The sequence below is a fragment of the Dysosmobacter sp. Sow4_B12 genome (genome assembly GCF_052116665.1).
In the GTDB taxonomy this organism is placed as follows: Bacteria; Bacillota; Clostridia; order Oscillospirales; family Oscillospiraceae; genus Oscillibacter.
Map to the genome: position 1 here is coordinate 257134 of NZ_JBQKKR010000001.1, position 15781 is coordinate 272914.

13 protein-coding genes, 1 other RNA gene and 3 pseudogenes are annotated in these 15781 nt (G+C 55.4%); 5 read left to right on the top strand and 12 right to left on the bottom strand.

All coding sequences use genetic code 11. The features are described from left to right. The first annotated feature begins 280 nt into the window (after positions 1 to 280). Genes ACTQ4R_RS01320 through phnE form a run of 3 tightly spaced genes read left to right on the top strand, consistent with a single transcriptional unit; the run spans position 281 to position 3695 of the window. A complete protein-coding gene (locus tag ACTQ4R_RS01320) occupies positions 281 to 1354 on the top strand; it encodes a phosphate/phosphite/phosphonate ABC transporter substrate-binding protein (protein ID WP_441625091.1) in 1074 nt (357 codons plus the stop codon). A gap of 56 nt (positions 1355 to 1410) precedes the next feature. Continuing rightward, entirely contained in the window at positions 1411 to 2163 is a 753-nt protein-coding gene (locus ACTQ4R_RS01325; RefSeq protein ID WP_441625093.1) for a phosphonate ABC transporter ATP-binding protein, read from the top strand. Next, positions 2160 to 3695: a phosphonate ABC transporter, permease protein PhnE gene (gene phnE / locus ACTQ4R_RS01330; RefSeq protein ID WP_441625095.1), complete on the top strand. Its 1536-nt coding sequence runs from the start codon at positions 2160 to 2162 to the stop codon at positions 3693 to 3695. Before ACTQ4R_RS01325 ends, phnE begins: the two co-directional genes overlap by 4 nt. A 207-nt stretch (positions 3696 to 3902) precedes the next feature. Here phnE and ACTQ4R_RS01335 read toward each other — a convergent pair whose 3' ends face one another. Next, positions 3903 to 4232: a transposase gene (locus ACTQ4R_RS01335; RefSeq protein WP_441625097.1), complete on the bottom strand. Its 330-nt coding sequence runs from the start codon at positions 4230 to 4232 to the stop codon at positions 3903 to 3905. Positions 4233 to 4438: 206 nt separating this feature from the next. Between ACTQ4R_RS01335 and ACTQ4R_RS01340 the strand changes: the two are divergent. Then, positions 4439 to 4639, top strand: a pseudogene (locus tag ACTQ4R_RS01340) (manganese catalase family protein); the annotation flags it as partial. A gap of 195 nt (positions 4640 to 4834) precedes the next feature. On the opposite strand, the gene ACTQ4R_RS01345 reads toward ACTQ4R_RS01340, so the two are convergent. From ACTQ4R_RS01345 to murD, 7 genes and pseudogenes are all read right to left on the bottom strand, one after another. Next, positions 4835 to 5218: a (deoxy)nucleoside triphosphate pyrophosphohydrolase gene (locus ACTQ4R_RS01345; protein WP_441625099.1), complete on the bottom strand. Its 384-nt coding sequence runs from the start codon at positions 5216 to 5218 to the stop codon at positions 4835 to 4837. After that, positions 5215 to 5889 carry an alpha/beta hydrolase gene (locus ACTQ4R_RS01350; protein WP_441625101.1) on the bottom strand — a complete coding sequence of 225 codons (675 nt, stop codon included), beginning with the start codon at positions 5887 to 5889 and terminating at the stop codon, positions 5215 to 5217. The genes ACTQ4R_RS01345 and ACTQ4R_RS01350 overlap by 4 nt, the downstream gene beginning before the upstream one ends. 102 nt (positions 5890 to 5991) lie before the next feature. Continuing rightward, entirely contained in the window at positions 5992 to 6801 is an 810-nt protein-coding gene (locus ACTQ4R_RS01355; RefSeq protein WP_441625103.1) for a mechanosensitive ion channel family protein, read from the bottom strand. Between the two features lie 70 nt (positions 6802 to 6871). Next, a pseudogene (gene tenA, locus ACTQ4R_RS01360) lies at positions 6872 to 7549 on the bottom strand (thiaminase II). Between the two features lie 29 nt (positions 7550 to 7578). Beyond that, positions 7579 to 9561 carry an NAD-dependent DNA ligase LigA gene (gene ligA / locus ACTQ4R_RS01365; RefSeq protein ID WP_441625105.1) on the bottom strand — a complete coding sequence of 661 codons (1983 nt, stop codon included), beginning with the start codon at positions 9559 to 9561 and terminating at the stop codon, positions 7579 to 7581. A 9-nt stretch (positions 9562 to 9570) separates the two neighbouring features. After that, complete coding sequence (gene yunB, locus ACTQ4R_RS01370; RefSeq protein WP_441625107.1) at positions 9571 to 10215, bottom strand: sporulation protein YunB; 645 nt, start codon at positions 10213 to 10215, stop codon at positions 9571 to 9573. Positions 10216 to 10330: 115 nt separating this feature from the next. After that, on the bottom strand, positions 10331 to 11707 hold the full coding sequence (murD, locus tag ACTQ4R_RS01375) for a UDP-N-acetylmuramoyl-L-alanine--D-glutamate ligase (protein ID WP_441625109.1): 1377 nt from the start codon (positions 11705 to 11707) through the stop codon (positions 10331 to 10333). A 139-nt stretch (positions 11708 to 11846) separates the two neighbouring features. On the opposite strand from murD, the gene rnpB reads away from it, so the two are divergent. After that, an RNA gene (gene rnpB, locus ACTQ4R_RS01380) (RNase P RNA component class A) lies at positions 11847 to 12202 on the top strand. A gap of 49 nt (positions 12203 to 12251) precedes the next feature. On the opposite strand, the gene ACTQ4R_RS01385 is transcribed toward rnpB, so the two are convergent. The 4 genes and pseudogenes from ACTQ4R_RS01385 to mobV all read right to left on the bottom strand — a co-directional run. Then, on the bottom strand, positions 12252 to 12422 hold the full coding sequence (locus ACTQ4R_RS01385; RefSeq protein WP_441625111.1) for a hypothetical protein: 171 nt from the start codon (positions 12420 to 12422) through the stop codon (positions 12252 to 12254). Between the two features lie 4 nt (positions 12423 to 12426). Beyond that, positions 12427 to 13323, bottom strand: coding sequence for a hypothetical protein (locus ACTQ4R_RS01390; protein ID WP_441625113.1), 897 nt, complete (start codon positions 13321 to 13323; stop codon positions 12427 to 12429). A gap of 55 nt (positions 13324 to 13378) precedes the next feature. Continuing rightward, entirely contained in the window at positions 13379 to 15001 is a 1623-nt protein-coding gene (locus tag ACTQ4R_RS01395; protein ID WP_021391045.1) for a recombinase family protein, read from the bottom strand. 66 nt (positions 15002 to 15067) lie between these two features. After that, positions 15068 to 15631, bottom strand: a pseudogene (gene mobV, locus ACTQ4R_RS01400) (MobV family relaxase); the annotation flags it as partial. Positions 15632 to 15781: the final 150 nt, after the last annotated feature.

Here is a 15781-nt window from a genome sequence, read left to right on the forward strand (position 1 = left end):
AGGTTCTTGCAATTTTTATTTTACTGTGGTAAATTGTACTTCGGTTACGGAATGCGACGCGAGGGGGAGCGCCCTGACGCCGCGCTCATATTGATGACGAAACCAGATTGCGAGGGAGCCCGTGTTCCGGGCTGAGAGGATCCCAGTGAGGATCGACCGACCGCTGTCCCAACGGTTCGGACCGGTGGGACTGTCAGCATCTGCTTGAAGTCATTTTAGGTATGTGCTGCAAGGCACATGCCTTTTTTTCGGGCAGAAAATCAAATCTGGAGGTATTCCCATGAAAAAGATCATCGCACGTTTCCTTGCTCTGGCCCTGTGCCTGGGCCTCCTCACCGGCTGCGCCGGCAAAGACACCGCTCCTGCCAACGGGGACAGCAGCCCGGAAAGCAGTTCGGGCAGCAGTGTCACGGAAGTTCCGTCCCTGAAGATCGCATTCTCTCCCTATGCCGACGCTGACCAGATCGTCACGGCCACCGAGCCCCTGGAGCAGATGCTGCAGGCCAAGCTGCTGGAAAAGGGCTATGACGTGAAGGAGATCGACATGACCGTCGGAACCAGCTATACCGCCGTGGGCGAAGCCCTCAGCGCAGGCAGCGCCGACATCGGCTTCATCTCCGGCGGCAACTATGTGCTGTTCTCCGATGACTGCGATGTGCTGCTCACCGCCCTGCGCTATGCCATCAACAAAGATTCCGAAAATCCCGCCGACTGGAACGACGGTACCATTGAGGAAAATACGAAGGACATGAGCACCTACTACCGTTGCATCATCCTGGCCGGCCCCACCGAAAAGGGTCAGGAGCTGCTGACCAAGGTGAACAATGGCGAGGAGCTGACCTGGGACGATCTGAACAGCGCCACCTGGTCCGTGCTGGGCCCCACCTCCGCCTCCGGCTACATCTATCCCTGTCTGTGGCTCCAGGACCACTACGGCAAGGGCATCAGCGATCTTGAACATGTGGTGCAGTCTGACTCCCACACCACCTCTGTGGCCCGGCTTGCCTCCGGCCAGGTGGACGTGATGGTGTCCTACGGTCACATCCGTATCAAGAACGCGCCCCTTTGGGAGAGCGATTTCGGCGGCACTGCGCCTATGGTGGAGCAGACGGGTGTCATCGGCGTTACCGATGGCATCTACAATGACATGATTGCGTACAGCAAGACCTCTGACACCATGGCGGACGAGGGCTTCCGGCAGGCGCTGGGCGAAGCCTTCATGGAGATCGCCGAGACCGATGAGGGCCGGGAGATCATCAGCGTGTTCAGCCAGGTGGGCTACACCTGGGGCCAGGACTCCGATTACGACGGAGAGCGGGCGGCCCAGGAGCTGCTGAAGTCCCTGGAGGGCTGATTTGTCAATATGAACCGCTCCCGGTTTCACGGAGCGGAGATACTGTGAGGCTGCTTATGCTGCTGGAAGTCCAACATATCCGCAAACAATTTCAAAACCTCACCCATGCGCTGGCCGACGTGAGCTTCTCCGTCGGCCAGGGTGAGTTTGTGTCGGTGATCGGTCCCTCCGGGGCAGGAAAGACCACTCTGTTCCGCATTCTGAATGGGGCGATCCGCTGCGACGGCGGCGCGGTCCTTATGAACGGCGTTCATTTTGAAACTGCTGCCGGACGGGCCCGCCGGACCATCCAAAAAACCATCGGCACCATCTATCAGGACTTCGCCCTGGTGGAAAACGCTACCTGCCGGCAGAATGTGCTCAACGCCTGCCTGCCGGACATGACGTTTCTGCCTGCTGTGCTGGGCCTGTTTGGGAAGGAGCGCACCGCCGAGGCGGATGCGCTGCTGACCCGGGTGGGACTGGCGGACAAGGTGGAGGAGCCGGTCAAGAATCTCTCCGGCGGGCAGAAGCAACGGGTGGCTATCGCCCGGGCGCTGATGCGCCATCCGGCCATTCTGCTGGCGGACGAGCCGGTGGCCTCTCTGGACCCGGTCACCGGGCGGCAGATCTTGGAGCTGCTGCGGGATATCCAGCGGGACCAGGGACTGACCATTCTGATGAACAGCCACAATCTGGAGCTGTCCCGGGAGTTTTCAGGCCGTCTGATCGGGCTTCGTCAGGGACTTGTGGTATTTGACGACGGCGCGGACACCCCGTCGGAGGACATCCTCGCTACCGTCTACGGCGGACAGGAGCAGCTCTCATGAGCCGGGCCACCGGAAAACGCTGGCTCCGGGGGCTGGTCTTCTTCTTCGTGTTTCTGGCGGCGGCCCGGTTTACAGATTGCTCCCTTACCCAGTTCTGGGTCCGACGGGCTCATCTGACGGACATCGTATCCGCCATGTTTCCGCCGGACTGGAGCTATATCCACCGCATTCTGGCGCCTCTGCTGGCTACCGTGCAGATGTCCGTTACCGGCACTGTGCTGGGCGCGCTGCTGGCGCTGCTGCTGGCACCCCTATGCGCGGAAAATCTTTATGCGCCCCGGCCACTTCGGCGAGTAGCCCGGGTTTTGGTTCAGATCGTCCGTTCGTTTCCCACGCTGATCCTGGCGCTTCTGGCTACATTTCTGTTCGGCCTGGGCACCTTTCCGGGAACAGTGGCTATCACGGTCTACACCTTCGCCATCATGACCCGGTTGACCTATGAGGACATCGAGACGACGTCTCTGGGACCCTACCATGCACTGTGCGCCATGGGAACGTCTCCCACCAAGGCCTATTTCCGTGCCATCTTACCGGATATCGCGCCTTCCTTTTTTGCCAACGCGCTGTATTTGCTGGAGGCCAACGCACGCCATAGCTCCATCCTGGGCTATGTGGGAGCCGGCGGCATCGGATTGCTACTGAACGAAAAGATCTCCTGGCGGGAGTACAGTAAGGTGGGCGTGATGCTGTGCCTGCTGTTTGTGACCGTGTGTGTGATCGAAGGACTCAGCGGCTTCCTGGCCCAGGTGGTCCGGGAGGAACGCCGTCTGGCCCCCTGGTGCAGACGGCTTCTGGCGTGGGCAGGAGCTTTGCTGTTTATTGTTTGCACCATGACCATCCAACCGCCGGACTTCTCCCATACCAGCCTGGGAACGGTGGGGGCCATGCTGTCCGGGCTGGTCCACCCCGACTGGCGCTTCTTCTTCCAGGCGGATACGGGAGGCCTGGGATATCTGCTGCTGGAAACGGTGTGCATTGCGCTGGTGGGTACCTGCGTGGGTACCGTTTTGGCGGTACCGCTGGCCTTTCTGGGCACATCCCGCCTGATACCAAAGCCCGTGGCGCTGTTCTTCCGGGCGGTCATCATGGCGATCCGCTCTGTGCCCTTTTTCATTTACGGTTTGATCTTCATTCGGGTGTCCGGCCCCGGACCCTTTACCGGGGTGCTGACCCTGGGCGTGTGCAGTGTGGGCCTTTTGAGCAAGCGCTTTACGGAGGCCATCGAGGCCCAGGATTTCCGGGCGTACCACGCGCTGGAGGCCATGGGCGTTCCGCGCCTGCTCCGCATCCGATATGGGGTGCTGCCGCAGCTGGCTTCGGCCTTTGCCTCGGCGGTGCTGTACCGCTTCGATGTGAACATCCGGGAGGCGTCTGTGCTGGGATTGGTAGGCGCCGGCGGCATCGGCGCGCCCCTGGTCTTTGCCATGAACCACTATGCCTGGAATGAAGCGGGGGCCATTGCCCTGGGGCTGGTCCTGCTGGTCTGGCTCATTGATATGCTCTCTGCCGCTTTGCGCCGGACGGGTCAGTGAATGGCTTGCTGCTTTCCAATTGTAGACCGTCTACGGCGGTCCAAGGGCCGGGTAATACTAGGGAAACTCTGAATAAAAGCCTCCATTCTGCCTCTGGTTAATATTTCGGCCATTTTTGCGCCAAATTAAGGCAGATACGACATCATATAGCCGCTATTCCACTGTTTTTCTGCTCCGTTTCCCGAAAAAGGGCAGACTGCCCCTATGTCAGGTTGCGGAAAGTTTTCGTCCGGCAATGGCAAGCGCATACAGATTCGCGCAGGCGAACATGGCGTACAGCCGATTCTCGTTCTTCCTCAGTCCGCGATACACTGTTTTCTTATAGCCGAACTGACACATGATAATCCGAAACGCGTGCTCCACCCTACAGCGCAACGACGGTTTGCGGTTTTCAATGTAGCGTTCCCAGTCAATAGCGTTGTCACTGACCCTGGGAAGACTGCTGAGGCGGCGGTTAATACGGAAATCATTTTTTGAAAAATGCTCGTTGCTTGCGATTTCGGGGCGCTTCTGCACTCCAAGATAGCCAGGTACCATACTGATTCTCCTAAATTAATAGGTGTTTAATATCAATACAACTATGAAAAGAGATAGATGAAAATATATTTTATATGAAGCTATCGCAATATGTGTATTAGCCGAACCTTTACATTGACAAATTCCTCAATTATGGATTATTATAGCACATAATATATTCGGCAGGTACTTTCTCAGCTGCAAAATAGAAAGGTTGTCCTTACACGGTCGCAGCAGAGCAGAAAGCCCGCGTGACCTATGACAACATTCTGCGACTCTCTGACGACCCGGACGTCAACGATGCCATCCGCTTTTTGCGGGCCCGGGAAGTTGTTCACTTCCAACGCTTCGGTGAGGGACTTCGTCTTGCCCGCGACAAGCTGGATGAAAAAAATGTGTACTTCATGAACCCATCTTTCGATAAATAAGGCGCAAAAGTGCCCAGGGCCAAAGGCCCCGGGCATTTTTGCGCTTAAATCAAGATACCGATGCAGTGATCCGCCTCATGCAGACATCTTTTTATTGGCCTTTAGGGTGTCCAGCAGATCCCGGGCTGTGGTCAAATCATTCACTGTGGCATCCATAGAGGGGATTCCAGGAAACGGGAGCTTTCAAAATATCTCTTACCATATTGCCTCCAGCCTTTCCAAAAAGATCCTGTCCGCTGGGCAAAAAGGCTTTTCTTTCGCCTCTGCCAAAGTCATCCAGCGGATGTCCGCATGTTCCAGTTTTTGGGGTGTCCCCGACGCAATAGAAGCCGCAAGCAGCGTTAGGTGGACGGTCACATCCGGATAGTGATACGTCACATCCGTGACCTCATCCTCCACAAGCAGCTCTACACCAAGCTCTTCCCGCCATTCCCGGGACAGAGCCTGGGCCTTTGTCTCTCCCCGCTCTACCTTGCCGCCGGCAAATTCCCACTGAAGCCCCCTGTCCTTTCCGGCTGGCCGCTGGCAGGCCAGGAATGTATCGCCCCGGCGGATGAGGGCTGCCACCACTTCCATCATTTCTGTTTTCCTTCTTCTGCAAGCATTTGAATCGTCCACCGTTCCAATACCGCCAGCTGTTCTGGCGTATGGAACCAGTGCTCCCCCTCTTCCATGACGGTCAGTGTCCGCTTGGGACGGGCCGCAAAAACCTCCACTGTTTTGCGTGGTGTCAGATTGTCCTTCCCTGCGTACAAAATATCCGTCCTACCCGGCCAGTCCGCCGTGGAATGAGACAGGGCGTACTGGTAATATTGCCAGGACAGTGTCTCCCCAAACTCCGTGGGAATGTTCTCCCGGCAGTGCAGATCCTCTGCCGTGGTGCCAGCCCATCCCAGCATGGTCTCAATCAGCCCTGCCATGTCCAGTACAGGAGAGACAAACAGGCTTCGCTCCGGCGGAGCATCCGCAAAGGCCAACATGGAAAACCAAGCGCCGATACTGGTGGCTCGTAGGGCTGTGTGTCTCCATTTTTCTCGGGCATAGTCCATGACAGACCGCAGCTCCGGCACCGTGTGCCAGGGGTCCAGCGGCTCCGGTCCGCCTCGACGGACACCGTGCTCCGGCAGATCCATCGCCAGTACCTGCCAGCCAAAAGGTGCCGCCAAAACGGCAAAATCCCGTCCTTCTTCCTTGCAGCCACACTTTCCATGGACGTACAAATACACCCGGTCCGACTTTTCGCCATACACAATTGCGGGAACAGATCCCAACATCAGCCGTTCTTCCTTCATATACGCGCCTCTTTTCTATCAAAATCATCCCCCCTGCCGCAGGCAGAGGGGATGATGGGTTCACTTGCTCTCAGACACCACCCGGTAGGCAGGGGCCTGAACGCCAGCAGCAGCCAAAGCCTCGGTGATTCCTTGGGTTAGGTCAAAAAACACATCCCAATAGTCCTCGTTTCTGCACCAGGCCCGGACGGTAAACTCCATGGCTTGGGCAGTTCCACCGGACAGCCGGGCAAAGGGCTCGGCAGGCTCATGAAGGACTTTGCCGCAACCGGCCATAGCAGACTGCATCAACTCCTGGATGCGGGCGGGAGATTCGCTTTTGGCGCAGGAAAACACTAGGTCTACACGCCGCAGCTCCTCCATGGAATAATTGACCACATTGGCATTCATGAGGCTGCCATTAGGTACGGTAATGTGCTTGTTATCCACAGTAATGATGACGGTATAAAAGAGCGTGACCTCCTTTACCACGCCGGAAACACCCGCAGCATCCACATAATCCCCGATTCGGAAGGGTTTGAATACCAGCAGCATGATACCACCAGCCAGATTCGACAGTGCCCCCTGGAGGGCCAAACCAACAGTGACGCCGGCAGAGGCCAACACAGCCACAATAGAGCTGGTCTCCACCCCCAAAATACCGATGATGGAAACACCCAGCAACACATACAGCCCGATCCTTACAAAGCTTAGGGCAAAGGTCCGGACAGTTCCCTCCAAACGGGCAAAACCCTTGCTCTTTTCCAGAAGGCCAACAATTTTACCTACGGCCCACTTTCCCACCAGCCACACCAACAGCGCAAAGACGATCTTGCCCACAAGAGGCACCAACATTGTTCCTAAAACAGACACAGAATAAATAGCAGACACGAAAACCCCTCCTAAAATTTTTTCTTTTTTCGTATATCAGTATATCAAGTTCTCTTTACCATAACAACCGCTATTTAATATGTTCCGATTCCCCCTGGTTCCAGGCCATGTCCCAGAATCGGTGCTCGTAATAAGAGCAGTTGGTGATAATTCGTTCCAGATTCTGCAGTTGCTCTTCTGTATAGCCTAGGGTCAAACGGTCCACGAAATCAATCAACACTTCTGTGTGTCCCCGGTAAACAGGGTCGGTATAGGTTGCGATCCACTGACTGTAAAAGTTACCTTAATCCCGGCTTTCGGGGAGTGAGTCCATGTAGTCTCCAACGAATAAATAGCTCCAGGCACAGGCCAAAACCACCACAGCCAATTCCGCAAGGCCCTCTTTGACGGCCACACTGAGCATGTAGCTGGTATAAGCCTCGCTGGTCAAACACACAGGAGCGGCATCGACAGTTGCCTGGTCCACGCTCAATTCTTCCAGATACTTCCTGTGAACCTCGTTTTCCGCATTCAGCGTACCGTCAATAAGTGTGCCGAAAAGACGCATATCACTTTCCCGATCTGCTCGGACCACACCTAAAGCCAGTACCTTGGCATAGTTCATCAAATATTTATGGTCTTGAATCATATAGAACCGGAACTTTTCCCGGGAAAGCGTCCCGCGGACCATTCCTTGAACAAAAGGATGCTGACAGCAGTTCTCCCATATAGGCTGCGCGGCTTGGTACAAGCGCTGGGAAACTTTCATCTCTTGTTCTCCTTTTCTCGCTACAAGAATTACTTCAACATATCGGCAAACGCATTCTCTGTCAAAATAGGGATATTCAGCTCCTGCGCCTTCTTCAGTTTGCTGCCGGCTGCTTCACCGGCCACCACATACGTGGTCCGCTTGGAAACAGAGCCAGCCGCCTTGCCTCCCCGCTCTTCAATAAGAGCCTGGGCGGTTTTCCTGTCAAAACGGGTCAGTGTACCTGTCAATACAAAGGTCATCCCCGCAAACCGTTCGTCTACCAGCTCTGCCGTACTGTCCATATTGACGCCAGCCTCTTTTAAGCGGGAAATCAAATCCCTGGATTGGGGCTGGGCAAGGTACTCCGTAATGCACCGTGCGGTGATGGCTCCCACATCGTTGATCTCTGTCAGCTCTTCTTCAGTAGCTGCCATCAAGGCATCCATAGTTTTAAAATGCATGGAGAGAACCTTGGCGGCTTTCTCGCCCACCTGGCGGATTCCCAGGCCATAAATCAACCGGCTGAGATCATTGGCCTTGGAGTTTTCAATAGCCCGGACAAGGTTTTCCGCGGATTTCAGCTTGATGCCCGCTAGATTGGCATCCAGGACCTTTTCCACCGTTAGGCTGTACAAGTCCGCAACGGTGTGGACCAGATTTTTGTCCACCAGCTGCTGGATCACGGCGGGTCCGCAGCCATCAATGTCCATGGCACCGCGGCTTGCAAAGTGAGTGATGTTCCGCAGCAGCTGGGCCGGGCACTCGGCGCCGGTACAGCGGAGGGCGGCACCATCCTCATCCCGGACCACTGGGGCGCCGCACACAGGGCAGACCTCCGGCAGCATATAAGGCACCGCTCCATCCAGCCGCTTTGTAAAGTCCACCTCCACGATCTCCGGAATGATCTCTCCGGCTTTCTGAACAATGACCGTGTCTCCCACCCGGATGTCCTTTTCCGCGATATAATCCTGGTTGTGAAGGGTGGCGTTGGTGACAGTGGTTCCTGCCAGGCGCACCGGCTCCAGCACCGCCTTAGGGGTCAGCACGCCGGTACGGCCCACCTGTACCACAATATCCAGTACCCGGGAGGGCTTCTTTTCCGGCGGATATTTAAAGGCCACCGCCCACTTGGGGAATTTGGCAGTAGACCCCAATTTCACGCGATCTGTGAGGGAGTTTACCTTTACAACCGCGCCGTCAATATCGAAAGGATAGTCCAGGCGCTCATCATTAATGCGGGCAATCTCTTCTTGCAGGGCAGCTGCCCCATGAAGAGTCTTGTGGGGAATGACCTTGAACCGCTGGGTACGGAGATACTCCAGTGTCTCAGCGTGGGACAAAAACGACTTTCCCTCCGCCAGCTGCAAATTAAACACTTGGATGTCCAGCCGCCGCTCGGCGCAGATCTTCGGGTCCAGCTGCCGCAAAGAGCCTGCGGCGGCGTTGCGGGGATTGGCCATCAAAGGTTTGCCCTGCAGCTCCCGCATGGCATTGATCTCCTCAAATACTGACCGGGCCATGTAGACCTCACCCCGGACAATTAGACGGGGCAGCTTGTCCGGCAGGGACATGGGGATAGAACGGATCGTCCGCAGATTCTCCGTCACATCCTCCCCTACCCGGCCATCCCCCCGTGTGGCGCCCCGGACGAACACACCGTTCCGATACTCCAGAGCCACGGACAAACCATCCACCTTGGGTTCCACGGAATACTCCACCATTCCCCCCAGGCCCTCATCCATGCGCTCACAGAATTCCGCTACCTCCTCGGCACTAAACACATCCTGGAGGCTTTCCAACGGAACCTCATGGGTGTACGGCTGAAAGCCCTCCAACGTCTGTCCACCGATACGCTGAGTCGGAGAATCCGGCGTCACCTCCTCCGGGTGCTGGGCTTCCAGCTCTTCCAATTCCCGGTTCAGCATGTCATATTCGTAATCGCTCATTGTGGGTGCATCCAGTACGTAATAACGGTAGCCATTTTCGTTCAAGATGTCCCTCAGTTGCTTGATTCTCTCACGGTAGTCCATGGTTCCTCCTCAGTTTCCGTTCAAGATATAATCTTTTAAGTCCTCCTCATAGGTCTCTGGGGTAGTGCTGAAATAAGTATAAGTGTCGGGCACAGCGCCCACGATCACTGTTTCCGCCACAGTAAAAGAATTGGAGACTTTTGTAGCAGTCGTAAATCCCGGTAGCAGCACACTGACGTACACATCCACGTTCAGCATGATCTGATGGCGGGTCTGGTTGATGCCGGCGGATGTAAAGGCGTTTTCAAACCGGGCCTCCGAAGTACCAAGAGATTCCATCCGCACTGTAATACGGGGCCCACGTCCTGCCAGAAGGGCTGACCCGGTAAGGGTGCCGATGGGAATGGACAGCTCCCGGGCAGATACTTGCCCTACCCTGGTCAATATCGTGTCAAGTATTTCTGATTGCAGATGGTTGAAAGCAGCCATATTGCTACGGACGGCTGTAACTTTTCCCTGGCTGTCCTTCTCCAGTGTTACCAGACCGTCATACTGAATCTCCCCGTTTTCAATGGCCTCATACACCGCCTCACTGACGATACGGGTAACAGCGCTGGACACCCGGGCAGTGGCCAAGTTCTCCAGCAGCGGCCGCATTTGGGCCGAGATATACAAACCCATAGCCAGCACACCGGCAGCCGTCAATAGTGCCATGGCTCGCAAGGCCTGCCGGCGATTCCACCGACGGCGATAGTAAAAGAAACCCGGACCCATGACACCACCTCCTCTCCGCATCTTATGCGAGCAGGAGCCTGACCTAGTCGCTCTGTTAGGTCAGCCGATTCACAATGGCCTTAAAGGCCTTGCCCCGCTCCATAAAATTGGCAAAGCGGTCAAAGGACGTACTGGCGGGAGACAAGATGACCACATCCCCCTCCACAGCCCGACTGTCGGCTATGGACACAGCTTCTTGATAATCCTCCACATCCAAAATCTCCAGGCCATGATAATTCTTCGCCTGCTCCACAGACCGACGGATCACGCCAGCTGTGGCACCGCACAGCAGCAGCAGCTTCACGTGATCATTCACCACCGGGCCCAGGGCATCGTAAGGAATTCCCTTGTCCTTTCCGCCGGCGATGAGGATTACCTTCCCCGGGAAGGAATTCAGCCCTGCAATGGTGCGACTGGGGCTGGAAGCAATGGAGTCATTGTACCACCGGACACCGTTCCGGGTACGGATGAGCTCAATGCGGTGCTCCACGCCGCCGAACTCTCTGGCAAATTCCCGGATAGTCTTGTCAGATACCAGTCCATCCACCGCAGCGATAGCTGCCAAATAATTCTCTACATTGTGGACACCCGGGAGTTTAATATCAGACACCTGCATCACTTCCCGTTCTTGCCCACCACTTCTGGCGATAATGGCATTGTCACGCAGAAATACGCCATCCTCCAGCTCCCGTTGACGGGAAAACAGACGAGCCCGGCCCACAGCGTGCTCCGCCTCCTCCGCTGTGTAAGCATTGTCAGCATTAAACACTGCAATGTCATTTTCGGTCTGATGTGTAAAGATATTTTCCTTTGCACTGATATACTCCTGGAAGTCCTTGTGAACATCCAGATGGTTAGGGGCCAGATTCGTAATCACCGCGATGTGGGGGCTTTTGGTCATGGTCATCAGCTGGAAACTGGACAGCTCCAGAACAGCAATGTCCTTAGGGGACATGGACCCGGTCTCTGCCAACAGAGGATGACCAATGTTGCCGCCCAGGTGAACAGTCCTTCCAGCCCGCTTTAAAAGCTCGGCAATGATGGTAGTCGTCGTCGTTTTACCATCGCTTCCAGTGACAGCAATCTTGGGACAAGGGCAAACCTCACAAAAGACTTCCATCTCCGAGGTCAGCACACTGCCCCGCTCCACAGCAGCGGTAAGCTCCGGCAAATCCGGCCGCATGCCCGGTGTACGGAAGATCACATCCTCCGTTAGATTCTTCAGATAGTCTTCTCCCAGCCGCAGATGGCAGCCTCGTCCCTCTAACTCATCACCAATAGCTCCTAAAGCCTCCCGGCTCTTTTTGTCGCATGCTGTTACAGTCACTCCCCGGTCCAGCAGCAATTGGATCAGTGGCCGATTGGAAACACCGATGCCGATAACCGCCACTGTCTTATCCCGTAATGAATGTAAATATTCCTCAAAATCCATGGAGAACGCTCCTTATCTCCACCGCCGCAAGGCGGTTTTTTCACACAGGGGAATTATACCGCAAACGGGGCAAAATTACAACTTCGGATTGCCTTTTCGGAATTGACAATCCACCTCCCTTCCTGTACAATAAATGCCGCGAGGAAAACAGACGGTCGCGTGGCCAAGCCGAAAGGCCGGTCATGAGGAAAGTCCGGGCTCCACAGGGCAAGGATAACGGGTAACGCCCGCCCAGAGCGATCTGAGGAAAAGTGCAACAGAGATATACCGCTGGCAGCGCTTTGCGCCGCCAGTAAGGGTGGAAAGGCGAGGTAAGAGCTCACCCGTCACATGGGAACATGGCGACGCTGTAAACTCTATCCGGAGCAACACCGTGGTGCGGAAGCAACAGGCCTGCCCGGCCGCTTCCAGGAGGTGGCTTGAGCGTACTGGCAACAGTGCGTCGAGATAGATGGCCGTCAAATACAGAACCCGGCTTACAGTTTTGCTCGCATATGATATGGCCCCTCCCGCGGAACACGCGGGAGGGGCTTCATTATCGTTTTCACTGATAGCGATATTGAGCCGCGCTGTACTGGTCGATACAGCGCAGAAACAGCTCCCGGCTCCGGAACTCCAACAGTTCCCAGCCTTTCTCCTCATGGAAGGACACGACCCGGCTCCGGGTATCTATCCAGATGCGCCACCGGGAAGGCTCTTGATACTCTTTTTTCATGGCGTCACTGCTCCCAGATGCACACCAGCTTGTCCCGGACCTCCTGGGGCACCGTATCCGGCCAGACGGACACCAGCTCTCCATCCACCATGTCGTAGACGGTGTAGGACTTCTCTTGCCAGCGGGTGCGGACCACCACCTCGTTCTGCCCGTCGCCGTCCCAGTCACAGATGGCGGCGTTCCGGCAATCCTTCACCAGGAGAATGGTTTCTTTGATCTCATCGGGATAGGGAGAGCCGCCGTCCTGCACCTCGTCCAGCATGCCCTTGTTCACGGGAACTTCCGTGACCCAGAAGCGAGCATCGCAGAGGAAGCCTTTGCCCCGTGGCTCGCTATATGGGTCGGGGTAGTAGTTCTCCGTGGTGAAAAACACCTCGGGATACCCGAACAGCGGCGCGCAGTCGGCCTCGAAGGTCACGTCCATTAGGCCCCCCAGGTGAACTCCGTCCGGCTCACACTCCGTCACCACGCCCCGCCGGGTCCAGCGGTTCCACCGGAAGGACATTCGGAAGCTGTTCTCTTCTCCCCATTCATTGGCCAGCTGGATGGCCTCAAAATCCACGCCGTCGCCGCAACGAAGCTTCAGCAGATGGTCCTTGCGCCCAGGCTCCTCCATGTAGAGATAGTTCACGCCGTCCATGGTCTCCTTCAGCTTCAAGATGTTTCCGCCGTCCTCCCGGACGGAACGAAACGACACGGCGTATAAAACCACCAGCCCCGTCATCGCCAGCAGCACCAACACGCCGATCAGCCGGGACCAACCCCGCCGCCGCTCCTGTTTTACACTGTCTCGGGAAATATCCAGCAAGACTTTCACAGGCTCCTCTCCTTCCTCTTGCCGCCGGCAGGCCATCAGTTCCTCTACGCCCAGCCCCAGGGCCGCCGCCAGAGGCTCTAACAACGTTACGTCCGGGTAGCTGAGACCGGTATCACATACTTAAAGATATTGGTGTCATTCAATCAATTTTGCCGATGAAGCGGTAGAAGATTTCTACCTCCTGTTCCCGGCTTCCGTCCTCGTTCTTGACCGCCTCATGGACAAGGATTTTTTCAATCAGCGTGTTCAAGAGTTCAGCGGTGAGTTCCGTGGGATTGACGCACTCTTTCATCAAGGCAATCCATTTTTCTGCGTCTGCGGCACTCTGGCTTTCAGCGGCAATAGCAGATTGAAGCTGTTCAATCTTTTCTTCCAGTTCCGCCTGTTCGCTTTGGTACTTCCCGGACAGCATATTGAAGTTGTATTCTGTGATACGCCCCGCCGCCCAGTCCTCATACATCCGGGCAAACAGGGTATCGACCTCGGCTTTCCGCTTCTCCGCTTTTTTCAGTTCAGCAGCCTGTTTTTTTCTTGCGGCGGCCTGTCCTTTGTCATTGGCGTTCAGCAGCCGTTTCAAAAGCTGTTCTTCATCGTGCTGTACCAGCGCCGACCAGTATTGCAGACGGGAGAGGACATAGGCGTAAAGCACATCATAGCGGATGTAGTGCATGGAGCATTGGCGTGTGCCTTGCCCGTTCTTGCTACAATGGTAGTAGCCATAGGGCTTGCTGTTCTGTCTATTCTCCCCGTAGGCCAGCGACCAGCCGCAGTCCGCACACTTTATCAGCCCCGCAAAAATCTGTGTCGTGCCATTCTTGCGCTCCCTCCGGCGGCTTGCGATCTGCTCCTGTACCTGCCGGAAAACCTGTTCGCTGATAATCGGCTCCTGCGTGTTCTCCACCCGCACCCATTCGCTTTGGGGCTTGCGTATCCTCCGCTTGTTCTTAAAGGAAATATTGGTCTCCCGGTAGTGGATGGTATGGCCGATGTAGGTTTCATCTTTCATAATGCTTTTGACCTGCGCTATCGTCCATGCGTAGCCTTTTTCCTCTGGTGCGCCAGCATAGATATTGGCGAAAGTCCCGTCACGCTGGAAGTTGATAAATCCCGGCGTCGGTACTTTTTCCGCAATCAATATCCTTGTAATGCTGGCCGCCCCTTTGCCGTGAATAGCAAGGTCAAAAATCTTCTCCACGATCCAGCGGGTTTCCTCGTCGATTATCAGCTTGTTCTTGATTTCCGGGTGCTTCTTGTACCCGAGGGGAGCATAGGCGCTGATACGCTGTCCGGCGGCAAACTTTGCCTTGAAAGCAGTTTTTACCTTGCGGCTGGTGTCCTTTGCGAACCATTCGTTGAACAGGTTTTTGAATGGCACAAAATCGGACAGTCCCTTTTCTGTGTCCTCATTCTCCGCAACGGCGATGTACCGCACCCGTTTTTCCGGGAACAGAAATTCCAGATAGTAGTCCATCATCACATGCTCCCGCCCGAAACGGGACAGGTCTTTGGTGACAATGCAGTTTACTTTTCCGGCTTCCACATCGTCCATCATGCGCTGGAAACTCGGACGCTCGAAGTTTGTCCCACTCCACCCATCGTCCACATATTCCCCGACCACATGAAGCCCCTGCTCCCTTGCGTACTGTTGCAGGATTGTCCGCTGCGTTTCAATGCTTACGCTGTCACCATAGCTTTCATCGTCACGGCTTAACCGCATATAAAGAGCCGTGTTGTAAATGGTAGTATTGTAAGGTTGTTTCACCGTAAAAATCCTCCTTCTAAAGAAACAACCCACGCTTACAATACTTTTGCTCTATGGCAATTATATCATATGCTTCCGGCCTGTCCTGCTGGCGCTCTCCCCACGCTCCAAGTCAGGATATTTCTCCACCATATAGGCGTGAAAATCGTCCTGCCACTTCGTCAGGTTTGCCCGGTTGCCGATAATCTCCTTTGCACACAGGCGGTTGTCCTTTGTCAGCGGAACAAAGGTCAAATGCAGGTGGGGCGTTTTCTCGTCCATGTGTACCACCGCCGACACGATATTTTCCCGTCCTACCCGGCCAATGAGGAAGTCCGCCGCCCTCTGGAAAAACGCCTGTATCTCCTTTGGGGATTTCCCCTTGAAAAACTCCGGGCTGGCAGTTACCAGCGTATCGACAAACCGTGTGCTGTCCTTGCGGGTTCGGCACCCGGCCTGCTCAATCCGGCTCTGAATGAAGTGGTAATAGCGTCCCTCCGGCTTGACGATATGGAAGTTGTATTTGCTCCGGCTTGTGTCAATGTCGGGATTGCTGGCATACTGTTCTTTCTGTCTTTCGTGATGGGCTTCCAGCGGCCTTGCCGGGTTGCCCTTGTGCTTCTCAAACCGTAAAATTGCGTGTTGTGCCATTCTGCTCCTTTCCCCATTCCTTTCCTATCCGGGGTTTTCCACAGGGAAAATCCCGCAGAAAATAGCTCGGATAGGATTGGAATGGATAGAATATAAATCAGTCTTTTTATCTTTGTATTTCTATATACCGTCCGGTTTTCGTACGTCTCA

Bases quoted from the DNA above. Each gene is read 5' to 3' on its own strand.
- ACTQ4R_RS01385 (WP_441625111.1), bottom strand. From the start codon at position 12,422: ATGAAAAAAGAGTATCAAGAGCCTTCCCGGTGGCGCATCTGGATAGAT.
- ligA (WP_441625105.1), bottom strand. From the start codon at position 9,561: ATGGACTACCGTGAGAGAATCAAGCAACTGAGGGACATCTTGAACGAA.
- murD (WP_441625109.1), bottom strand. From the start codon at position 11,707: ATGGATTTTGAGGAATATTTACATTCATTACGGGATAAGACAGTGGCG.
- phnE (WP_441625095.1), top strand. From the start codon at position 2,160: ATGAGCCGGGCCACCGGAAAACGCTGGCTCCGGGGGCTGGTCTTCTTC.
- ACTQ4R_RS01335 (WP_441625097.1), bottom strand. From the start codon at position 4,232: ATGGTACCTGGCTATCTTGGAGTGCAGAAGCGCCCCGAAATCGCAAGC.
- ACTQ4R_RS01345 (WP_441625099.1), bottom strand. From the start codon at position 5,218: ATGATGGAAGTGGTGGCAGCCCTCATCCGCCGGGGCGATACATTCCTG.
- ACTQ4R_RS01325 (WP_441625093.1), top strand. From the start codon at position 1,411: ATGCTGCTGGAAGTCCAACATATCCGCAAACAATTTCAAAACCTCACC.
- yunB (WP_441625107.1), bottom strand. From the start codon at position 10,215: ATGGCACTATTGACGGCTGCCGGTGTGCTGGCTATGGGTTTGTATATC.
- ACTQ4R_RS01320 (WP_441625091.1), top strand. From the start codon at position 281: ATGAAAAAGATCATCGCACGTTTCCTTGCTCTGGCCCTGTGCCTGGGC.